The organism is Streptomyces sp. NPDC088746 (genome assembly GCF_044751065.1).
Lineage (GTDB): Bacteria > Actinomycetota > Actinomycetes > Streptomycetales > Streptomycetaceae > Streptomyces.
The window spans coordinates 934952-956008 of sequence record NZ_JBIVLA010000001.1 but is presented as its reverse complement, the minus strand read 5'-3'; the positions used below and the strand labels follow the sequence as shown (position 1 = coordinate 956008).

Annotated in this window: 20 protein-coding genes; 18 read left to right on the top strand and 2 right to left on the bottom strand. The window is 69.4% G+C overall.

The window, feature by feature from the left end:
- The first annotated feature begins 292 nt into the window (after positions 1 to 292).
- The 7 genes from ACIP63_RS04600 (at position 293) to ACIP63_RS04570 (ending at position 8811) form a co-directional block, all read left to right on the top strand.
- Positions 293 to 1363, top strand: a complete 1071-nt coding sequence (locus tag ACIP63_RS04600) for a glucose-1-phosphate thymidylyltransferase (protein ID WP_401511399.1) — start codon at positions 293 to 295, stop codon at positions 1361 to 1363.
- On the top strand, positions 1360 to 2346 hold the full coding sequence (gene rfbB / locus ACIP63_RS04595; protein WP_401511397.1) for a dTDP-glucose 4,6-dehydratase: 987 nt from the start codon (positions 1360 to 1362) through the stop codon (positions 2344 to 2346). The genes ACIP63_RS04600 and rfbB overlap by 4 nt, the downstream gene beginning before the upstream one ends.
- 144 nt (positions 2347 to 2490) lie before the next feature.
- Positions 2491 to 3369 carry a dTDP-4-dehydrorhamnose reductase gene (rfbD, locus tag ACIP63_RS04590; RefSeq protein ID WP_401511395.1) on the top strand — a complete coding sequence of 293 codons (879 nt, stop codon included), beginning with the start codon at positions 2491 to 2493 and terminating at the stop codon, positions 3367 to 3369.
- Between the two features lie 229 nt (positions 3370 to 3598).
- Entirely contained in the window at positions 3599 to 4444 is an 846-nt protein-coding gene (locus ACIP63_RS04585; RefSeq protein ID WP_401511394.1) for a hypothetical protein, read from the top strand.
- A 237-nt stretch (positions 4445 to 4681) separates the two neighbouring features.
- The gene (locus ACIP63_RS04580; RefSeq protein ID WP_401511392.1) at positions 4682 to 6688 is read left to right on the top strand and encodes a glycosyltransferase family 2 protein; all 2007 of its coding nucleotides are present in this window, start codon (positions 4682 to 4684) and stop codon (positions 6686 to 6688) included.
- 94 nt (positions 6689 to 6782) lie between these two features.
- Positions 6783 to 7379, top strand: a complete 597-nt coding sequence (gene rfbC / locus ACIP63_RS04575; protein WP_365929561.1) for a dTDP-4-dehydrorhamnose 3,5-epimerase — start codon at positions 6783 to 6785, stop codon at positions 7377 to 7379.
- Positions 7380 to 7590: 211 nt separating this feature from the next.
- Positions 7591 to 8811 (top strand): glycosyltransferase family 2 protein, encoded by a 1221-nt coding sequence (locus ACIP63_RS04570; RefSeq protein WP_401511390.1) that lies wholly within the window; start codon positions 7591 to 7593, stop codon positions 8809 to 8811.
- Positions 8812 to 8841: 30 nt separating this feature from the next.
- On the opposite strand, the gene ACIP63_RS04565 is transcribed toward ACIP63_RS04570, so the two are convergent.
- Positions 8842 to 10254 carry a polysaccharide pyruvyl transferase family protein gene (locus tag ACIP63_RS04565; protein ID WP_401511388.1) on the bottom strand — a complete coding sequence of 471 codons (1413 nt, stop codon included), beginning with the start codon at positions 10252 to 10254 and terminating at the stop codon, positions 8842 to 8844.
- A gap of 297 nt (positions 10255 to 10551) precedes the next feature.
- Between ACIP63_RS04565 and proB the strand changes: the two genes are divergently transcribed.
- The 5 genes from proB (at position 10552) to ACIP63_RS04540 (ending at position 15827) form a co-directional block, all read left to right on the top strand.
- A complete protein-coding gene (proB, locus tag ACIP63_RS04560) occupies positions 10552 to 11670 on the top strand; it encodes a glutamate 5-kinase (protein ID WP_401512264.1) in 1119 nt (372 codons plus the stop codon).
- A gap of 130 nt (positions 11671 to 11800) precedes the next feature.
- Positions 11801 to 12286 carry a hypothetical protein gene (locus ACIP63_RS04555; RefSeq protein WP_401511386.1) on the top strand — a complete coding sequence of 162 codons (486 nt, stop codon included), beginning with the start codon at positions 11801 to 11803 and terminating at the stop codon, positions 12284 to 12286.
- Between the two features lie 98 nt (positions 12287 to 12384).
- Positions 12385 to 13668 carry a glutamate-5-semialdehyde dehydrogenase gene (locus tag ACIP63_RS04550; protein ID WP_401511384.1) on the top strand — a complete coding sequence of 428 codons (1284 nt, stop codon included), beginning with the start codon at positions 12385 to 12387 and terminating at the stop codon, positions 13666 to 13668.
- 74 nt (positions 13669 to 13742) lie between these two features.
- Positions 13743 to 14342: a hypothetical protein gene (locus ACIP63_RS04545; protein ID WP_401511383.1), complete on the top strand. Its 600-nt coding sequence runs from the start codon at positions 13743 to 13745 to the stop codon at positions 14340 to 14342.
- 363 nt (positions 14343 to 14705) lie between these two features.
- On the top strand, positions 14706 to 15827 hold the full coding sequence (locus ACIP63_RS04540; protein WP_401511381.1) for a hypothetical protein: 1122 nt from the start codon (positions 14706 to 14708) through the stop codon (positions 15825 to 15827).
- Here the strand turns inward: ACIP63_RS04540 and ACIP63_RS04535 are convergent.
- Positions 15760 to 16890: a M48 family metallopeptidase gene (locus ACIP63_RS04535; RefSeq protein WP_401511379.1), complete on the bottom strand. Its 1131-nt coding sequence runs from the start codon at positions 16888 to 16890 to the stop codon at positions 15760 to 15762. The genes ACIP63_RS04540 and ACIP63_RS04535 overlap by 68 nt on opposite strands.
- Before the next feature lie 111 nt (positions 16891 to 17001).
- Here ACIP63_RS04535 and ACIP63_RS04530 point away from each other — a divergent pair, with 111 nt between their 5' ends.
- The 6 genes from ACIP63_RS04530 to ACIP63_RS04505 all read left to right on the top strand — a co-directional run bounded on the left by ACIP63_RS04530 (position 17002) and on the right by ACIP63_RS04505 (position 20981).
- A complete protein-coding gene (locus ACIP63_RS04530; protein ID WP_356534783.1) occupies positions 17002 to 17154 on the top strand; it encodes a hypothetical protein in 153 nt (50 codons plus the stop codon).
- An 84-nt stretch (positions 17155 to 17238) separates the two neighbouring features.
- Positions 17239 to 17400 (top strand): hypothetical protein, encoded by a 162-nt coding sequence (locus ACIP63_RS04525; RefSeq protein WP_164493695.1) that lies wholly within the window; start codon positions 17239 to 17241, stop codon positions 17398 to 17400.
- Positions 17401 to 17438: 38 nt separating this feature from the next.
- On the top strand, positions 17439 to 18056 hold the full coding sequence (gene nadD, locus ACIP63_RS04520; RefSeq protein WP_401511378.1) for a nicotinate-nucleotide adenylyltransferase: 618 nt from the start codon (positions 17439 to 17441) through the stop codon (positions 18054 to 18056).
- A gap of 19 nt (positions 18057 to 18075) precedes the next feature.
- Positions 18076 to 19839: an LCP family protein gene (locus ACIP63_RS04515; RefSeq protein WP_401511376.1), complete on the top strand. Its 1764-nt coding sequence runs from the start codon at positions 18076 to 18078 to the stop codon at positions 19837 to 19839.
- A 60-nt stretch (positions 19840 to 19899) separates the two neighbouring features.
- Complete coding sequence (gene rsfS, locus ACIP63_RS04510; protein ID WP_099172529.1) at positions 19900 to 20331, top strand: ribosome silencing factor; 432 nt, start codon at positions 19900 to 19902, stop codon at positions 20329 to 20331.
- On the top strand, positions 20328 to 20981 hold the full coding sequence (locus ACIP63_RS04505; RefSeq protein ID WP_401512262.1) for a histidine phosphatase family protein: 654 nt from the start codon (positions 20328 to 20330) through the stop codon (positions 20979 to 20981). Before rsfS ends, ACIP63_RS04505 begins: the two co-directional genes overlap by 4 nt.
- Positions 20982 to 21057: the final 76 nt, after the last annotated feature.

The following is a 21057-nucleotide window of genomic DNA, read 5'->3' as shown; positions in this document are numbered from 1 at the left end:
TCCCGGCGGCTGTGCCATGTCGCCGGGGGTGTACATCGGTGATGCCGTGTTCACTCCTTGGCCTGCATCGGGCGGGGGTCCGGAGTAGACGGAGCCGTGGAGAGGGATGTTCCCGCCCATGGGGCCGGCTCCGCCCGGGGCCCGCGCGACCGGGTGGACGCGGCGCCTTACCTTCCCGTGCGGCAGGGGAGCGAGGGATTTCACAGTAAAATCACATTGCGGTCAGCAATGCTTCGTTCGCACCGGTGTCCGGCACTCGATCACCACACTCTCAATATGGGGACAGAAAAACGTGAAGGCTCTCGTACTCTCCGGTGGGGCGGGCACCCGTCTGCGCCCCATCACCCACACATCGGCCAAGCAGCTGGTGCCGGTCGCCAACAAGCCGGTTCTCTTCTACGGCCTGGAGGCGATCGCCGACGCGGGCATCACCGAGGTCGGGATCGTCGTCGGTGACACGGTCGACGAGATCCGGGAAGCCGTGGGCGACGGCTCCGAGTTCGGTATCGAGGTCACGTACATCCCGCAGGACGAGCCGCTGGGCCTGGCCCACGCCGTGCTCATCGCCCGGGAGTTCCTCGGCGACGACGACTTCGTCATGTACCTCGGCGACAACTTCATCGTCGGCGGCATCAGCGGGCTGGTCGAGGAATTCCGCAGCGACCGGCCCGACGCCCAGATCCTGCTGACGCACGTCCCCAACCCCACCTCCTTCGGTGTCGCGGAGCTCGACTCCGACGGACGGGTCGTCGCCCTGGAGGAGAAGCCGAAGGCCCCCAAGAGCGATCTGGCCCTGGTCGGCGTCTACCTCTTCACCCCCTCCATCCACGAGGCGGTCCGTTCGATCGAGCCGTCCTGGCGGGGCGAGCTGGAGATCACCCACGCCATCCAGTGGCTGATCGACCAGCAGCGGAACGTGCGCTCCACCACGATCTCCGGGTACTGGAAGGACACCGGCAACGTCACCGACATGCTGGAGGTCAACCGCTCGGTGCTGGAGACCGTCGAGCCGTACGCCGAGGAGGCGGAGGTCGACGAGGGCAGCGAGATCATCGGCAGGGTCCGCATCGAGAAGGGCGCCAAGGTGACCGGGAGCCGCATCGTGGGCCCCGTGATCATCGGGGCGGACTCGGTGATCAGCGACTCCTACGTCGGCCCGTTCACCTCGGTCTCCGAAGGCTGCAACATCGCGGACAGCGAGATCGAGTACTCCATCGTCCTGAAGGACGCCTCCATCATCGGAGTCCGGCGCGTCGAGGCGTCGCTCATCGGCCGCAACGTCGAAGTGACCCCCGCGCCCCGCAGCCCCTCCGCCCACCGACTCGTACTCGGCGACCACAGCAAGGTGCAGATCTCCTCATGACGACCAACATCCTGGTGACCGGCGGGGCCGGCTTCATCGGTTCCCACTACGTCCGCACCCTGCTGGGTCCCGAGGGGCCGGGCGACGTGGCTGTCACGGTGCTCGACAAGCTCACCTACGCGGGCAACCCGGCCAACCTCGACGAGGTCCGTGACCACCCCGGCTTCGCCTTCGTGCAGGGCGACATCTGCGATCCCGAACTCGTCGGCAAGCTGATGGCCGAGCACGACCAGGTGGTGCACTTCGCCGCCGAGTCCCACGTGGACCGCTCCATCGACGGCGGCGCCGAGTTCGTCCGTACGAACGTCGTCGGCACACACACCCTGATCCACGCCGCGCACCTGGCCGGGATCAAGACCTTCGTGCACATCTCGACGGACGAGGTCTACGGGTCGATCGACGAGGGCTCCTGGCCGGAGACGCACCCGCTCGAGCCCAACTCGCCGTACTCCTCCGCCAAGGCGTCCAGCGACCTGATCGCCCTCTCGTACCACCGCACGCACGGTCTCGACGTGCGGGTGACCCGGTGCTCCAACAACTACGGGCACCACCACTTCCCCGAGAAGGTCATCCCGCTCTTCGTCACCAACCTGCTGGACGGCAAGACCGTCCCGCTGTACGGCGACGGGGCGAACGTCCGCGACTGGCTGCACATCGACGACCACGTCCAGGGCATCGAGCTGGTGCGCACGAAGGGCCGGGCCGGCGAGGTCTACAACATCGGCGGTGGCACCGAACTCTCCAACAAGGAGCTGACCGGCCTGCTGCTCGAGGCCTGCGGCGCCGACTGGGAGACCAGCGTGACCTACGTCGAGGACCGCAAGGGCCACGACCGCCGTTACTCGGTGGACTGCGCCAAGATCAGGGAAGAGCTCGGCTACGAGCCCCGCAAGGACTTCAAGCAGGGGCTCGCCGAGACCGTCCAGTGGTACCGCGACAACCGCGCCTGGTGGGAGCCGCTGAAGGACCGCGCGGCTCTCTGAGCCCTACGCCCTACGATGCGGGGTGAACCCCGGCGGTGAGCGACGCGGGAGCCGGCCCCAAGGGGTTCCGGCGCCCCACGCACCGCCGGGTTCGCGCCGGCTCACGGTTCACGCCGGCAGGCACAACAGAAAGCGGGATGCGGTATGAGCGGCAGTTGGCTGGTCACAGGAGCGGGCGGGATGCTCGCGCAGGACGTCCTGGACAGGTTGGCCCGGGTCGGCGAGACCGCTGTGGGTCTGGACCGCAAGGCGCTGGACATCACCGACGCGGGTTCCGTGCGACGGGCCGTCGAGGAGCACGGCCCGTCCGTGATCGTCAACTGTGCCGCCTGGACCGCGGTGGACGACGCCGAGACCCACGAGGACGAGGCGCTGCGCATCAACGGGGAGGGCCCCCGGCTCCTCGCCGAGGTCTGCGCCGAGCACGGAATCGTGCTCCTCCAGGTCTCCACCGACTACGTGTTCGACGGACAGGCGAGCGAGCCCTACGCCGAGGACGCGCCCACCGCGCCGAGGAGCGCCTACGGGCGGACCAAGCTGGCGGGCGAGCGGGCCGTCCTCTCCCTGCTGCCCGACACGGGTTACGTCGTCCGTACCGCGTGGCTGTACGGAGCGGGCGGAGGCAACTTCGTCCGTACGATGATCAAGCTCGAGGGCATCAAGGACACGCTGGACGTCGTGGACGACCAGCTGGGCCAGCCCACTTGGACCGGTGACCTGGCCGACCGGCTCGTACGGCTGGGGCAGGGCGCCCTCGCCGGTACGGCACCGGCGGGCATCTACCACGGAACCAGCGGCGGCGAGACGACGTGGTTCGGTTTCACCCGTGCCATCTTCGAGCAGCTGGGCGCCGACCCGGAACGTGTCCGCCCGACCACCAGCGCGGCGTTCGCCCGGCCGGCTCCGCGTCCCGCGTACAGCGTGCTGGGTCACGACCGCTGGGCGAAAGCCGGTCTCGAGCCCATCCGGAATTGGCGGGAGGCGCTCGCGGAGTCCTTCAAGGATCTCCACGGAACTCCGTGACCTGTGGTGATTGCCGACTGTTGCCCGGACCCAGTAAGTTCACTGCCTATCGAGCCGGTCGGTGCGGGGCTGACGCATTTCGGCGTCCACGCTGTTCCCGTGTCGGCCGAGCCGGCGAATCGACTCCGAACTCCTGGGTTCACGAATCGCTGACGGGCTGGACTTCTGGGTGTCACGACTCTCCGTTGTGATGCCTGTGCAGTGTTCCATACGGAAGGGGATCCGTACGATGGCAACAAAGACGGCTGCAAAGAAGATGGTCAGGGCAATTGTCGGAGAGGCGGGATGGAAGCGGCTGCGCCGCCTCCGGAGGAGACTGGCGGGTGCGCCCGCCACTGTTCCGCGCCCCGCCGCGCCTACGGGAATTGCTGCGATCTCGCACGACCTGCGCAAGCTCGCCCAGCACTTCAGGACGGACAAGTGGGGAACCCACCGCTATGCGCAGCACTATCAGCGACACCTCGAGCATCTGAAGGATGAGTCCTTCAATCTGCTGGAGATCGGTATCGGCGGTTACAGCAGGGCGGGGCAAGGTGGCGCCTCGCTGCGTATGTGGAAGCACTTCTTCCCCAAGGCGCAGATCTTCGGAATGGACATCCAGGACAAGTCATTTGTCGACGAGGAGCGGATCACGACCTTCATCGGCGACCAGTCCGACCCCGGCTCCCTCATCGGCGTGGCCTCGAAGATCGGCACGCTGGACGTCATCATCGACGACGGCAGCCATCTGAGTCCGCACATTCTGACCACGTTCGAGACGCTTTTCCCGCTGCTCAAGGACGGCGGGATCTATGCCGTCGAGGACACGCAGACCTCGTACTGGCCGGAATGGCAGGGCAGCGAGGACCGCGACGACCCGAAGACCAGCATGTCGATGCTGAAAAGGCTCGCCGACGGCCTCAACTACGAGGAGTTCGTGGACAAGGATTACGAGCCGTCCTACACCGACCTCAACATTGTGGGCATGCACTTCTACCACAACCTCGTCATCATCGAGAAGGGCAAGAACGCAGAAGGCACGAACAAGAAGCGTGTGCTCAAGAAGCGCTACAGCGAGGAAGGCGCCAAGAGCTGAATGCGTGGCCCGTCCGGCGTCCGTTCCTGAGGGCGCCGGACTCCGACCGCCGCCGGGCACATTCTGGGCCCGGCGGCTCGTCGTTCACCCCCGTACCGGCTCGTTACTCATTGTCCTCGCCTGATTACCGAACATCCACCCCGGAGAAGGACGCGCCTCTCCGGATATATCCTGTCGGACGGGCGTCCCGGGTGGGATTCAGCGCCGATTTTTCCTGATTACCAGATGAGGTTCTGCATGTCCGTCAAGGTCAGCGTCGTCATTCCCGTCTACAACCCGGGCGAGTACATCGAGGACTGCATTTCCTCCCTGTTGCGGCAGTCCCTGCCGGACGACGAGTACGAGGCGATCTTCGTCGACGACGGCTCCACGGACGCCACCCCGGCCCGCCTGGACGAAATCGCCGCCGCCCACCCGAACATGCACGTCATCCATCAGGAGTCGTCGGGCTGGTCGGGCAAGCCGCGCAACGTCGGGACGGCGGCGGCCAAGGGCGAGTTCGTCATGTACGTCGACAACGACGACTGGCTCGGCGACGAGGCGCTCGAACGCATGTACCGCTACGGAGTGGAGAACGGCTCCGACGTCATCATCGGGAAGATGGCGGGCAAGGGCCGTCCGGTGCCGGTGGAGCTCTTCCGCGTGAACCGCCCGCGGGCGAGCGTCTCCAACGCCCCGCTGATCGACAGCCTGACGCCGCACAAGATGTTCCGCAGGGAGTTCCTGGAGAGCAACGGCATCAAGTTCCGTGAGGGACGCCGGCGCCTGGAGGACCACGTCTTCGTCGTGGAGACCTACCTGCGGGCGGCGAACATCTCCGTCCTCAGCGACTACCTGTGCTACTACCACATCAAGCGCGAGGACGCCTCGAACGCCGGCTTCCAGCGCTTCGACCCGGTGGGTTACTACGGCAACCTCCGTGAGGCGCTGGACATCGTCGAGCAGTACACCGAGCCGGGGAAGATCCGTGACGGCCTCTACCGCCGCTGGCTGCGCAACGAGATGGTGGAGCGGCTCCGTGGCAAGCGGCTGCTGAGCCTCCCCGAGGACTACCGCGCGGAACTCTTCACCGAGATCCGCGGTGTGGTCACCGAGCGGTTCGGCCCAGGCGTCGCCGCGGGCATGCAGCCGACCCAGCAGATAGTCGCCGCCCTCATCGTGGACGACCGCCTCGGTGACATCGAGGAGCTGGCCCGGTGGGAGTCCGGCATCAAGCCCGTCGGCCGCCTCGAGGGCCTCGCCTGGGACGGCGGCTCCCTGAAGGTGGACTTCACCGCCGAGTACCAGGTGTCGGACGCTCCGATGACGTTCCGTTCCGAGGGAGGCGAGGACCTCCTCGCCCCGCAGCTCGCCGAGGACACCCTGAGCAGGATCGCCGGCCTCGGGGTCAGCATCGTGGCGCCGGTCGAGAAGTCCAAGGTCGACCTCGTCGTGCGTGAGCGCTCCACGGCTGCTGAGTTCTTCCAGCCCGTGGAGTTCACGAGGGAGCGGATCCCGGTCGGGAGCGGCTCCACGTTCCGGCAGGAACTGCGGGCCACCGCGACGATCGACCCGGAGACCGCCGCGAACGGGGCACCGCTCGGGGACGGCATCTGGGACGTCCTCTTCCGGATCAGCTCCTGCGGCTGGACCAAGGAGACCCGTCTGGGATCGGTCCGTGCCGACCAGGTCGAGGAGAGCCGCCTCGGCCGCCTGACCGGCTCGCCGCGCAGGGTGGTCCTGCCCTACTGGACCGAGCCGCACGGCAACCTCTCGCTCGACGTGGACCTCGCCACCGGCCGTATCGACCGGGACGTGCGACGGCTCGCGCCCGAGGACGTCCGGATCGAGAGCGGCCGCGTGAAGCTGCCGGTGCCGCTCGCCGTGGGCCCCTCGGCCGGTACCGAGCCCGTGGTCCTGCGCTTCAAGTCCGCGGGCGCCGATACGGTCCAGGCGGACGCCACCCTCACCGCGGCGCCCAAGGGTGCCGTGCTGACCGCCGAGCTGCCCGACGGCCTGCTCCCGGGCCAGGTCTGGGACATGGGGCTGGGCATGCCCTCGGCCAGGCGCGGCAAGCCGCGCTGGAGCTCGCTCCCCGCAGTGCTCCGGGTCGCGGACGACGGCAGCGTCGCTGCCGCCGAGCCCGCTCCCGCCGAGAAGCCCGCCGCGAAGCCGGCAGCGAAGAAGAAGCCCGCCCCCGCCCCGAAGAAGCGATCCTTCCCCCGCCGCGTGGCGGGAAGGATCAAGCGCGGCCTGTTCGGCTGAGGGCCCGGCCCGCCATGACGGCGGGCCGGCCTCCCATTCCGGCGGCGCACGCCGCAGCGCACAGAACAGTCAGTCGAGAAAGAAGTAGAGACGTATGCGACCTCTGTCCATCGAAGGCGCCTGGGTTCACGAGCCGAAGGTGTTCCCGGACGACCGCGGCAGCTTCCACGAGTGGTTCCGGGGCGCGGACTTCCGTACCGCGACCGGACAGGAACTCAGCCTCGTCCAGGCGAACTGCTCCGTGTCCAAGCGCGGCACCCTGCGCGGCATCCACTACGCGGACGTGCCGCCGAGCCAGGCGAAGTACGTCAAGTGTGTGCGGGGCGCGGTTCTCGACGTCATCGTCGACATCAGGGTCGGCTCACCGACGTACAAGCAGTGGGAGATCGTCCGGCTCGACGACGAGACCCATCACGCGGTGTACCTCTCCGAAGGCCTCGGACACGCCTTCTTCGCCCTGAGCGACGACGCGACCGTGGTGTACCTCTGCTCCGAGGGGTACGCCCCCGAGCGTGAGCACGGCATCAACCCGCTCGACCCCGGTCTGGCCATCACCTGGCCCGAGGGCATCGCGCCCCTGCTCTCCCCGAAGGACGAGCAGGCGCCGACGCTCGCCGAGGCGGAGGAGCGCGGCCTGCTGCCCCGTTACGAGGACTGTGTCTCCTTCCGGGAGCAGCTGCGCGCACGCTGATCGGGCCCGGGGGCTCCTGGCCCGCGCGGAGTTGTTCCGCACGTGTCCACAGGTAGTCCGGTACCGGAGGCAACCTTATGAACGGCCTGTCCGTCTCCTTTGTCAAAGGGGGAACGGGCAGGCCGCTTTCGTGTGTCTGCGCGAGGAACGCGGCGTGAACCGTCGTTCCGCCGTAGTCTCCTGAAGAGCGAAGTGTGCGGACCGGGGAGAGATGAGCACAAGCGCACCAGACGTCAGCGTCGTCATCGGGGCTTACGAGGCGATGCCGTACCTGATCCGCTGCCTGGAGTCCGTGGAGGCGCAGACCCTGCCCGCCGGACGGATGGAGATCATCGCCGTCGACGACGGGTCCACGGACGGCACGGGGGAGTACCTGGACGAGTTCGCCGCCCGTACCGCGATCGAGACGCGTGTCGTCCACCAGGAGAACTCCGGCGGGCCCAGCGGGCCGCGCAACGTCGGACTGGGGCTGGCCCGCGGGCGCTACGTCTTCTTCCTCGACGCGGACGACTACTTCGGCGAGGAGGCCCTGGAACGGCTGGTCGCGATGGGCGACCGGGCCGGGACCGACGTGGTGCTCGGCAAGGTCGTCGGCGTCAACCGCGGAGCGCCGAAGTCGATGTGGAAGGAGACCGTCGAGCGGGCGGACCTCTTCTCCTCCCGCATCAAGTTCACCCTGAGCGCGCAGAAGCTCTTCCGGCGGGAGATGCTCGTGCGGCTCGGGCTGACCTTCGACGAAGGGCTGAAGACCGGCGAGGACGCGCTCTTCACCATGGAGGCGTACCTGCGCGGCAACGGGGTCTCCGTCGTCGCCGACTACACCTGCTACCACCTGGTGGGCCGGGACGACGGCAAGCACGTCACGCAGAGCGGGAGCTACCGGCTGCGCTTCGACTCCGCCCGGGCACTGGCGGAACTCATCGCGGCACAGCTTCCGCCGGGGCGCGAGCGGGACGACCTGATGGTCCGGCCCTTCGTCATCACCCTGCTGCCGCAGTTCGGCCCGTCCCTGCTGCGGCAGTCCGAGGCCGTGCGGAGGGAGAAGATGGAGCTGGCCGCCCCGCTGCTCAAGGCCTACTGGTCGGCGGGTCTGGGGCGCCGCCTCAAGGTCCACGAGCGGCTCCGGCTGGCCTGCGTGGCCCGTGGCCGGCTGGATCTCCTCCTGGACGTCCTGCGGTTCATGGCGGACAAGCACGAGCCCGAGGTGGTCCGCAAGGGGCTCCGGGGCAGGGTGTATCTCGCCTATCCGCACTTCGGCGAGGGCGCGGGGCTGCCGGACTCCGCGTACGAACTGACCGTGCGGGAGTGGGTCGGCGGCAAGCGGATCGAGGTGCCGAAGAAGCAGACCGTCACCTCGATCACACGTCGCCTGGTCCGCAAGGCGGGCCGGGCCGCCCGGTCGGCCCGGCGCCTCCCGCACCGGGCGCACTAGGACCCGGGCGGACGCGGAACAGGCCCGCCCTCACTGCTCCGGGCGGAGGAACTTCCTGACGGGCCTGCCCACCACGCGCCGGGCCCGCCTGTACGTGGCGCCCGCGCCACCGCGTGCCCTGGTGCCGAAGCGGTCGGGCCTGCCGGTGAGCTGGGCCCGCCGCAGCTCGTTGTTCTCCTCGGTCAGCTCCTCGAGCCTGCTCTGCAGCCAGCTGAAGCGGCTGCTCAGGGTCTCGGGGTCGGTGTCGGTCCACGGCCGGACGGCGGGCGGCAGGGCGAGCTTGGACATCTGCGCGTCGAACGCCTTCCCCCTGTCGCCGTGGTGGAAGGTGTTCTCCAGGCCGTTCTTCTCCATGAAGCCGGTGAAGCGGAGGAAGCGTTCCTTGTGGCCGTTCACCAGGTCGCCGAAGTCCGCCGCCTCGTAGAGCTCGGCGGGGTCGATGTTCTTGGGCGTCTCGGAGATCTTGCGGTGCGGAATGCCGAAGTAGCGGCAGAGCTCCAGGGTCCGCGAGTCACTGCAGAGCACGGTGCTCGGGACACCGGCCAGCAGCGCCGCGATGTTCCCGTGGATGCGCGAGCCGAACGAGAAGTCGAACGCGCGTAGCTCCTCGATCCAGGTGGCCGGGTCGACGTAGAGGCGGACCTTGCCCTCGCGGTACATCGGGTGCGACGGGTGGGTCGGCATCGAGGTCTGGGCGCCGATCGGGTTCGACGTCTCCCGCCAGTGGAGCAGCTCGGCCTCGAGGAGGTTCTGCCCGATGAACCGCAGATTCGGGTAGCGCTTGTGGGCCTGACGGATGATGGCGTCGAGGCCGTGCGAACGTACGGCGCTGTGCGATCCGTTCACCGAGATGCGGGATCCCGCCGTGAGCGACTCGGAGTTCTTCTCGAGCGTGAACGTCTCGCCGTTCATGAACATGGACGGGCAGCCGATGACCTCGACGTCCCGGAAGCCCATGTTCTTGAGGTACTGCTCGGTGAACTCGCCCCGCACGCCGATGGAGGCGCTGCGGTTGAGCACCTCCGTGACGAACTCCCTGACGGTCGGCTCCATCGCCTTGAGCCGGGAGGCGTCGTACTTGAGGTCGGCCTGCGCACCGACACCCAGGACGACGACGGGGATGCGCAGCTTCTTGATCAGCTGTGTCATCCGCTTCAGGGGGCGCTCGAACGTCGGGCGGAAGGCGTTCGCCAGGGGGACGACGAAGACGTCGAACTCCTCGTTCATGCGGTCGGCCGCCGCCGGATCCGTGCGGATGCCGTTGGAGAAGACCTCTGCCCGCGGAGTCGTCAGAAGCTTGTGCGCCGCGTCGCTGAAGATCAGATTGCCCGCGTTGGTCGCGAAGACATCTCTGGCGAGGGACTGTTCGAGCGAAGCCACATCGAAGGGGCTTTTGCCCGATCTGAGGAGAATGCGCTTCTGGCGGGAGAGTTCATCTGTCACGCAATAGAGGGTAGCTCCATGAATGGCAGGTGGAGATTGCGTAAATGACCCCATTCGGGCGCATGTCGAAACGTGACCCGGACCGGCCGGTCTGTGTAATGACGTCCGCGCGGTGACAGCAGCTGAGACGGCTCGGTCCCCGCCCCGCCCCCTCGCGTAGATTGAGCGGAACCGAGCAGGACGACGTGATGGGGACGGGCGTACGTGTCAGGGGCAAGGGAATCCGAAGGCGCGGCAAGGGAGCCCGAAGGTGTGCTCCGCACACCTTCCGGGGGCGGCGCGGGGCGCAGGCCCGGTGTGACCGACGCCCGCCGGATCGTCGTCAAGGTCGGCTCCTCCTCGCTCACCACGGCCGCGGGAGGGCTTGACGCCGATCGGGTGGACGCGCTCGTCGATGTCCTCGCCAAGGTGAGGAGCGGCGGGGAGCGCGAGATCGTCCTCGTCTCCAGCGGCGCCATCGCGGCCGGCCTCGCCCCCCTCGGTCTCGTCCGCAGGCCCAAGGACCTGGCCCGCCAGCAGGCCGCGGCCAGCGTCGGCCAGGGCCTCCTCGTCGCCCGCTACACCGCGTCCTTCGCCCGTTACGGCGTACGGGTCGGGCAGGTGCTGCTGACCTCGGACGACACCAGCCGGCGCGCCCACTACCGCAACGCCTACAGCACGCTCGACCAGCTCCTCGAGATGGGCGCGTTCCCCGTCGTCAACGAGAACGACACGGTCGCCACCGACGAGATCCGGTTCGGGGACAACGACCGGCTCGCCGCGCTCGTCGCCCACCTGGTCCACGCGGATCTGCTCGTCCTCCTGTCCGACGTCGACGGCCTCTACGACGGGGACCCGAGCAGGCCGGGAACCTCCCGCATCGCGGAGGTGAGCGGGCCGGCCGACCTGGAAGGCGTCACCATCGGCAGCGCGGGGAAGGCGGGTGTGGGCACCGGCGGCATGGTCACCAAGGTGGAGGCCGCCCGGATCGCCACCGCCGCCGGGATCCCCGTCGTCCTCACCTCGGCGAGCCACGTCGCCGACGCCCTCGGAGGGCGTGACACCGGTACGTACTTCCACCGCACCGGGCGCCGCTCGGCCGACCGGCTGCTCTGGCTGGCCCATGCCTCGACACCGCAGGGCGCCCTCGTGCTCGACGACGGAGCCGTGCGTGCCGTCGTCGAGCGCCGCACGTCCCTTCTCCCCGCCGGGATCTCCGCGGTCGAGGGCGAGTTCTCCGCGGGGGACCCGGTCGAGCTGCGGGACCCGGCCGGCCGGGCCGTCGCCCGCGGGCTGGTCAACTTCGACGCCAAGGAGATCCCGCAGCTGCTCGGCCGGTCCACCCGCGACCTCGCGCGCGAGCTGGGCCCGGCCTACGAGCGGGAAGTCGTACACAGGGACGATCTCGTCGTCCTGACGCCCCGCCCGGCCCCCTGAAACGGCTGAAAGTCCAGCCTTCGGGCGGAGACCTTCACGAAAAGCGCCCCACACGCCGCCCCGGGCTGGTCAACTTTGTCACGGGGACACAGAGGGGTCGGCACAGCTACACATTCACAGGAGGCCGCCGGTGAGACGAGCGCGCCCGGGGGCACTGCCCCGCGGAACGGGCAGCCGTGCCCTGACCAGCGTCGGTGCGGGAGCCGACTACGTCGGCACGCCCATCGACCAGACCATCGAGCAGGAACCGGTGGTGACGGACGAGGAGCTGACCCGCTCCAAGCTGTGGCACATCACCCTCAGCGTCTCCGGCGGCGAGACACCGCTGAAGGAGGTCAGGCGCGGGCTGGAACAGCTGGCGCACGATCATCCGTTCCTGCTGACCAGCCGGTATGCCAACGACCACGCGGAGATCCGCTACTGGGAAGAGGCCCGGGACCTCCACGATGCCGCGGCGGTGGCACTGCGGCTTTGGGGTGAACACCGGTCCAGCGCGAAGCTCCCGCCCTGGGAGATCGTCGGCCTGGAGGTCATCGACCGGGAGACCTACCACCTGCGCATCGCCGAGGGCTACGGACCGCCACCGGCCGCCCCCGTCGGGGTACACCCGTACTGACGGGGGCGTACGGAAGCGGGTGTGCGGGCGCTGATACGCCTGTCTCGCATCACGGGATACGTGACGGATGCCCGCAGTGTGCGCACTACCCTGCGGGCATGACCACGCTTTCGCCGTACGACAACATGTCCCCGGTCGCCCAGGCCGCCTACCGGGCACGCGCAGCCGCCGACGACATCGCGCCACTCCCGCGCGCGGCGAAGGACGACGCCCTGCTGGCGATCGCGGACGCCCTCGAGGTGCGCACCAGCGAGATCGTCGAGGCCAACGCCGAGGACGTCGCGAAGGCCCGGGAGGCCGGGACGAGCGAGTCGGTCGTCGACCGGCTCACCCTCACGCCGGAGCGCATCCGCGCGATCGCCGCCGACGCACGTGACGTCGCGGCGCTGCCCGACCCCGTCGGCGAGGTGGTGCGGGGCTCCACCCTTCCCAACGGCATCGATCTGCGCCAGGTGCGGGTGCCGCTCGGAGTGGTCGGCATCATCTACGAGGCCCGCCCCAATGTGACGGTCGACGCCGCCGCGCTCTGCCTGAAGTCGGGGAACGCGGTGCTGCTGCGCGGATCCTCGTCGGCGTACGCCTCGAACACCGCTCTCGTGCGGGTGATCCGTGACGCGGTGGGCGGCTCCGGCCTCCCGGCGGACGCGGTGCAGCTCGTCCCGGGCGAGAACCGCGACTCGGTCCGCGAGCTGATGCGCGCCCGCGGCCTCGTGGACGTACTGATCCCGCGCGGCGGCGCCTCCCTGATCCGTACGGTCGTGGAGGAGTCGACGGTGCCCGTCATCGAGACGGGCACCGGCAACTGCCACGTGTACGTCGACGCGCGGACCGATCTCTCCATGGCCGTCGAGATCCTGGTCAACTCCAAGGCGCAGCGGCCGAGCGTCTGCAACTCCGCCGAGACCCTCCTGGTCCACAAGGACGTCGCCGCGGACTTCCTGCCCCTCGCCCTGGACGCGCTGGCCGAGGCCGGGGTCACGGTGCACGGGGACGAGCGGGTGCTCGCGTACGCCGAGGGGTCCAAGGCCACCGTCGTGCCGGCGACTCCGGAGGACTGGGAGACCGAGTACCTCTCGTACGACATCGCGGCCGCGGTCGTGGAGTCGCTGGAGTCCGCCGTGGCGCACATCCGGCTCTGGTCCTCCGGTCACACCGAGGCGATCGTCACCACGTCGCAGGCCGCGGCCCGGCGGTTCACCCAGTTGGTCGATTCCACGACGGTCGCCGTGAACGCGTCCACGCGTTTCACGGACGGCGGCCAGTTCGGATTCGGCGCCGAGATCGGCATCTCCACGCAGAAGCTGCACGCCCGGGGGCCGATGGGACTGCCGGAGCTGACCTCCACGAAGTACATCGTCACCGGAGACGGCCACATCCGTTAGCCCGGAGCCCTCGGGCGGGGGGCGAATCTGCGGGCTCCCTGCCCAAATCGCCCCGCCGGGGCTACGCTGAAGCTGTGCCGGACGACGTGGGGGGCAGGCCGTTCCCGGACGGCTGGGAGCCCGACGACGACCGCGGGGGCGCGGACGAGGACTTCGCCTCCGTGGTGTTCGACGAGGACTTCGTCCGGTCCGCCGAAATCCACGAACCCACCGCGGTCGAGCGTCTGCTCGCCGCCGCGCAGGCCCGCGCCGAAGCCGAGGCGAGCAGGGCGCGCTCCGGTGGCGGAGCCCTGGACGACGACCTCTACGACGACGCTTGCGGCCCGGAGGGTGCGTACGGCCGCGAGAGGGCCTTCGGCGACTTCTACGACCCAGACGACCCCGACGCCGTCCACGAGGACGACAACGGCCCCTACGGGCGTCACGGCGGCTCCCTGCGCCCTTACCGGGGTACGTCGCGCTGGCACCGGCCGGTCGCCTGGCTGCTCGCCCTCATGATGGGGATCGGGATGGTGGCGCTGGCCTTCAGCGCCGTGTACCGGGGCGCCGCGGCCAGTCGGCAGGACCAGGTGCCGCCCCCGGCGACCAGCGGCGTCGACAAGCCGGGCGTGGCTCCCTCGGCCTCGGCCGACTACTCCCGCCCTGTTGTCTCGGCCGTTCCCCGCACCCCCTGAGCGCCGCTCCCGGGGGATGCCGATGCCGTTCCCGCCGGACGGCGGCCCCTGTCCGGCGGCGTGACGCCTGCCCGGTGACGCTGTGCCACGGCCTTCCTCCGCGGCCGCCCTCCGGCCGCCCAGCCGGCCGTCCTCCCGGCGGCGTTCCACCTGCGCTCCCACCTGCGGGGCGTTTACCGTGATGAGGATCGACCCAATCTGAAGGTATGACCTTGTGATCCCTCCTCTCGTTCCCGTCCTGGGAAGAGGGCAAGTCACGTGTCCATGTGTCGAACCCGTGACGGACAGGCCCGCCCGACGCCAAGCGGCTGAGGCGGACCCCAGCGCCAGCCCTCGCCGGTGGCGCGGAGATCGGGAGAAGTCATGACAGGCCGCGGAGAACCGCCGGAAGGGCCGCCCGAGAACCCCTCGGGCGGGGAGGACGAGTACCGCTCACTCGTCTTCGACGAGTCGTTCGTCCGTGCTGCCCGGCTGCAGGAGTTCTCCGCCCAGGAGCGCATGGGCGACCACGCGCGCGCCGTGCGCTCCCTGCCTGGCCGACCCGCCCGCCGGCACCGCTCCAGAGCGGGCATCGCTCTCGTCGTGCTGATCGCCCTGGCCTTCGCCACCGCCGTCTACTTCGGCTTCCGCAACCCCTACCCGACGCCCGTCGGCAGGCGCGCCGAACCCCTCCAGACCACGGTGATTCCGCTCGCCCCCCGGAGCCCCGTACCCGGAGGGGCCGCCGAGTCGCTCCTCGCCGACGGCCCGGCCGCCGGGCACCGGACGGGCGCCGCGGGCATCAACTTCCCGGCGGTCCGGCGGACGAAGAACTTCTCGGACAGCCAGGTGACCATCGCCCTGACCACGGTGAAGGACTACCTGGTGGGCTCATCCCTCGACCCCGACGTGCTCACCGCGGGGGTCGTGAGGCCGGTCGGCCGGCTGCTCGACCCGGACCAGACGGCGCAGTTCGACCGGAGCATGGACTCACCGGCTGACGACGGCGAGCACAGTGCGACCGGCTGGCTGGTGCGCTTCGATCCGGCCGAGGTGGAACTGGCCGACTCCGACATCAGGGTCCAGGGCACCCTCTCCTACTCGGAAGCGGGGGCGGACACCCTGGAGGTGGTGTCCGACCACACCTTCACCTACGCGCTGCGGCCCGCCGTGTCCGGCCCCCACCGGGCCGACGGGGCCTCGCTCTTCACCGTGCGCCGCGTCCTGCACTTCCTGCTCGACCGCGAGGACATCCGGCTGCACCGGCTGGAGGTCCGCAGCGCCTACGTCCAGGCCGGCCCGCAGTCGTGCTCGGCCGATACGACGGGAGTGCTGCGTCCGCTGCTCGCGGGCGAGCGGGCGGACACCCGGGGGCCCGCCGGCACCGACCCCTACGCCACGGGAGTGCCCGCGGCGGCGCTCTGCGGCACGCTGGCCGTCAGCTCCCCGACCCGGAGCCCTCTTCGGGATCCGGGCGTCGCCAGGTCCCCTCGGAGCCGTCCGTAGCGTCCGAGGCCGGAGCGCCGCCCTTGCCCGCGCCCCCGCCGGCAGCTCCGGTGAATTTGTCGCGGAGCTTGCCGCCGAGGTCGCCCGCACCGCCCGCGATGTCACCGACCAGCTTCATCAGCGGGTCCTTGCTGGTGCGCACCGTGTCGGCGTAGTGCGACGCGGACTCACGGAAGGAGTCCGTCACCGACGTGTCCTTGTCCTCGTCGCGCCTGGGGTAATGGCCGTCCATGATGCGCTGGTAGTCGCGGGTCTCCGACCACTTCTTCAGCTCGGCCGCCCGGACCGTGGTGAACGGATGCGTCCGGGGCAGCACATTGAGGATCTTGAGCACGGAGTCGCGGAGGTCGCCGCCCTTCTCGTACTCGTCGGCCTGGGCCAGGAAGGCGTCCACGTTCATCTCGTGGAGATGATTGCCGCCGGCGATCTTCATCAGCCCGCGCATCGAGGCACGCAGATCCTGTCCCACCAGCAGGCCGGCGCGGTCGGCGGAGAGCTCCGACTTGCGGAACCACTCGCGCAGCGCGGTCACGATCGCCATGATCGCGACATTGCCGAGCGGGATCCACGCCACCTTGAGCGCCAGATTGGTGAGGAAGAGCAATATCGTGCGGTACACCGCGTGTCCGGAGAGGGCATGACCCACCTCGTGGCCGACGACGGCCCGCATCTCCTCCTCGTCGAGCAGCTCCACCAGCCCGGTCGTCACCACGATGATCGGCTCGTCGAGGCCGATGCACATGGCGTTGGGCTGCGGGTCCTGATTCACATACATCGGCGGGACCTTCTTGAGGTCCAGGATGTAACACGCGTCCCGCAGCATGTCGTTGAGATGCGTGAACTGGGCGTCGCTCACCCGGACGGAGTCCGAGAGGAAGAGCAGCCGCAGACTGCGCTCGGGCAGGAGGCCGCTCAGCGCCTTGAACACGGTGTCGAAACCGCTCAGCTTGCGCAGGGCCACCAGGGCCGAGCGGTCCGCCGGATGCTCGTAGGCCCGCGAGGAGATGTCCGGGAATCGCTTGCGGTGCCTGCTCGGCACGCTCTCGTGACTGGCGTCGGTCATGGATGGCCCCCTGTTCGTACGAGACGTTGCTCGTCCCCCTGACAAAAGCCAGCGTATGTGCTGGCGCTACGGTGTGCGGGGGGCTGTGGATAACTTTGAGGAGCGCCCGGAATGCCGCACACCGCCGTCTTGCTCGCCGCCGTTTCCGAGGACCAGGGGCCGGGCAACACGCTCCGCGTCGTGCTGCTCGTCTCGCTCGTCGGCGCCGCCCTGCTCGCCTGGTTCCTCCTGCGTGGATACCGCAACGACGACAACAACGACTGAGTCGGCGTGAGCGTGCCCGTGGCGCCCGCATACGATGTGCGCGACGTCTCCCTCCTGATTCCCGATGGATAGGTCCTGCAGAAGATGAGCCTCTCGAGCACCGCGCACCAGCTGGTCACCCTCGCCTCCGAAGGCGAGCAGGGTGGTAACCACGAAAGCCTCAGCCCGTACCTCACCGGTGGCGGCGCGCTCTTCGTGCTGCTGCTCCTGCTGTGGATCACCACCCGCTTCAACCGAGACCGCTGAGGCAGAGGCGAACAGCTGTGCCAGTAGGGTCTGCACGCATGGGAGAGCAGGAAGTGCCTACCGGCCGCGGCAAGCGCCGAATCGGCGTGATGGGCGGGACCTTCGACCCGATCCATCACGGACACCTGGTGGCGGCGAGCGAAGTGGCGGCCCACTTCCACCTCGACGAGGTCGTCTTCGTCCCGACCGGGCAGCCCTGGCAGAAGAGCCACAAGCAGGTCTCGCCCGCCGAGGACCGCTATCTGATGACGGTCATCGCGACGGCGTCCAACCCGCAGTTCTCGGTCAGCCGCAGCGACATCGACCGTGGCGGAGCGACGTACACGATCGATACGCTGCGGGACCTGCGCGCCGTCCACGGCGACGCGGACCTCTTCTTCATCACCGGCGCCGACGCCCTCTCCCAGATCCTGACCTGGCGGGACGCCGAGGAGCTCTTCTCGCTCTCCCACTTCATCGGCGTGACCCGGCCGGGGCATCTGCTGACGGACGACGGGCTGCCCAAGGGCGGCGTCTCGCTGATGGAGGTGCCCGCGCTGGCGATCTCGTCCACGGACTGCCGGGCCAGGGTCGCGCAGGGGGAGCCGGTCTGGTACCTCGTGCCGGACGGTGTCGTCCGCTACATCGACAAGCGCCAGCTGTACCGCGGCGAATGAGCCACGGAGAGGGGCACCTGTGACCGACCGACACGACCCGTACGACCCGTACCAGCAGCCGCAGATCATCGGCTACGACGAGTACGGGCAGCCGGTCTATCAGCAGCAGGGCCAGCAGCAGTACGACCCGTACGCCCAGCAGCCCCAGCAACCCCAGCAGGACGGGCAGTCGCAGCAGGGCTACGGCTACGACCCGTACGCCGGTACGCAGCAGCAGTACGACCCGTACGCCGCCCAGCAGGCCCAGCAGGCCCAGCAGGCCCAGCAGGCGCAGCAGGCGCAGCAGGCGCAGCAGGCGCAGCCGACGCAGCAGGGGTACGGCTACGACGGCGGCTACGGCGCGTACGGCTACGACACAGGCCGGCAGCCCGCCGTGGACGACTCCACCCAGCAGTGGAACGCGCCCCAGGCCCCCGCCGCCCCGGCGGCCGCGCCCCCGCCCCCGTTCCCGGAACAGCGGAGTGAACCGGAACCGCCGGCGGACGCATCCCTCCCGGGGCAACGCCGCGCCGACCGCGACTACCGCACCGAGCAGTTCTCCTTCATCGAGGAGCCCGACGAGGACTCCGAAGATGTCATCGACTGGCTCAAATTCACCGAGAGCCGCAGCGAGCGGCGCGAGGAAGCACGCCGGCGCGGGCACAACCGGATGGTCGCGCTCATAGTCGTCGTGGCTCTCGTGGTCGTCGGCGGAGCGGGCTATCTCTGGTTCGCCGGAAAGATCCCGGGAGTCTCGGGCAAGGACGAGCAGAACGCGGCGGCGACGGGACCGCAGAAGCGGGACGTCATCGTCGTCCACCTGCACAACACCAAGAAGGGCGGCACCTCGACGGCGCTGCTCGTCGACAACGTCACCACCGGGCAGGGCACCACCGTCCTGCTCCCCAACTCGCTGGCCGTGGCCGCGGACGACGGGTCCACCACCACGCTCGGCAAGTCCGTCGACGACGACGGTTCCACCGGCACCCGTGAGGCGATCGACACACTGCTCGGCACCAGCATCAGCGGAACCTGGCGCCTCGACACCCCGTACCTCGAGAACCTCGTCGAGCTCGTGGGCAACATCGAGGTCGACACCGACACCGCTGTGCCCGATTCCAAGAAGGGCGCGGCGCCCCTGGTGAACAAGGGGGAGGCGCAGACGCTGAGCGGCCCGATGGCCGTGGCGTACGCCACCTACCAGGGCGCGGACGAGCCGGAGGCCAAGCAGCTGATGCGCTTCGGGCAGGTCATGCGCAGCGTGCTGCGCAAGCTGTCCGAGGACCCCAAGGCCGCGACCGTCACCATCCAGACCCTCGCGCAGATCCTCGACCCGTCCCTGCCGGAACAGGACCTGGGCGCCTCGCTCGCGAAGCTCGCCGGTCACGCCAAGGTGGGCGACTACGAGACGGAGCTGCTCCCGGTCCAGAGCGACGGAACCCTCACCGACGCGGCCACGGAGAGCGTCGTCAAGGACGTCCTGGGCGGCAAGGTGAAGGCCCCGGACCAGGACGCGGCCGTACGTGTCGGCATCAAGAACGCCACGGGCGACACGAAGGGCACGGAGAACGCCAGGGTGCAGCTCGTCAACGGGGGCTATTCCTTCGTCGACAGCGGCAAGGCGGACACGGCCGCGTCGTCCGAGGTGGTCTACGGGGCCGCCGAGGACAAGGCGAAAGCGGTCGAGGTCGCCAAGACCCTGGGCCTGCCGGAGAGCGCTGTGAAGAAGGGCAAGCCGGCCGCGAACGCCGACGTGTCCGTCGCCCTCGGACAGGACTACAAGATCGCCGAGCCGACGTCGTAAGGGCTGTCGGCGGTCCGTGAGACCCTAGAGGTCGATCTGACCGCCGACGAAAGCCTGCATGTGACCGCCACGGACCGCTCCATCGAGCTCATCAACGCCGCCGCCCAGGCGGCGGCCGACCGGCTCGCGCACGACATCATCGCCTACGACGTCAGCGACGTGCTGTCGATCACCGACGCCTTCCTGCTGGCCTCGGCTCCCAACGACCGCCAGGTCAAGTCGATCGTCGACGAGATCGAGGAGCGGCTGCAGAAGGAGCTCGGCGCCAAGCCGGTGCGCCGCGAGGGCGACCGCGACGCCCGCTGGATCCTGCTCGACTACGTCGACATCGTGATCCACGTCCAGCACAGCGAGGAGCGCGTGTTCTACGCGCTCGAGCGGCTGTGGAAGGACTGCCCCGAGATCGCCCTCCCGGAGGACGCGCTCAAGACCCGGGGCAAGGCCGAGGAGCACGCCCAGCTCAACGGCGGCACGGAAGGTGACCAGAGCTGAACGGCAGCAGCAGCGGCAGGGGCCGCAAGATCGTCCTCTGGCGGCACGGACAGACGGCGTGGAATCTGGAGCGCCGTTTCCAGGGTTCCACGGACATCGAGCTGACCGAGACCGGTGTCGGGCAGGCCCGCCGCTCCGCCCGGCTGCTCGCCTCGCTGCAGCCGGACGCGATCGTGGCGTCCGACCTGCGGCGGGCGGCGGCCACGGCTGCCGAGCTCGCCTCGGTCACCGGTCTCGACGTCGCGCACGACTCGGCGCTGCGTGAGACCTACGCGGGCGCCTGGCAGGGCCTCACGCACGAGGAGATCGTCGGGCAGTACGGCGAGCAGTACGCCGCGTGGAAGCGCGGTGAGCCGGTGCGCCGGGGCGGTGGCGAGCTGGAGACCGAGGTCGCCGACCGGGCCGCCCCGGTGGTCCTGGAGCACGCCGGCAAGCTGCCCGACGCGGGCACGCTCGTCGTCGTGAGCCACGGCGGCACCATCCGGACGACCATCGGCCGGCTGCTCGGTCTCGAGGCCCACCACTGGGAGGGGCTCGGCGGGCTGTCCAACTGCTGCTGGTCCGTGCTGGGCGAGGGCGCGCGTGGCTGGCGCCTGCTCGAACACAACGCCGGGACGCTTCCTGAACCGGTGCTCGGGGACGACGACTAGAGGGTGCCCGGAGGCCCCCTCGGGGCGCCGGGGGCCGGATTTCACTTTCCGGCTCGTCGCAGGCTAAAGTTCTTTT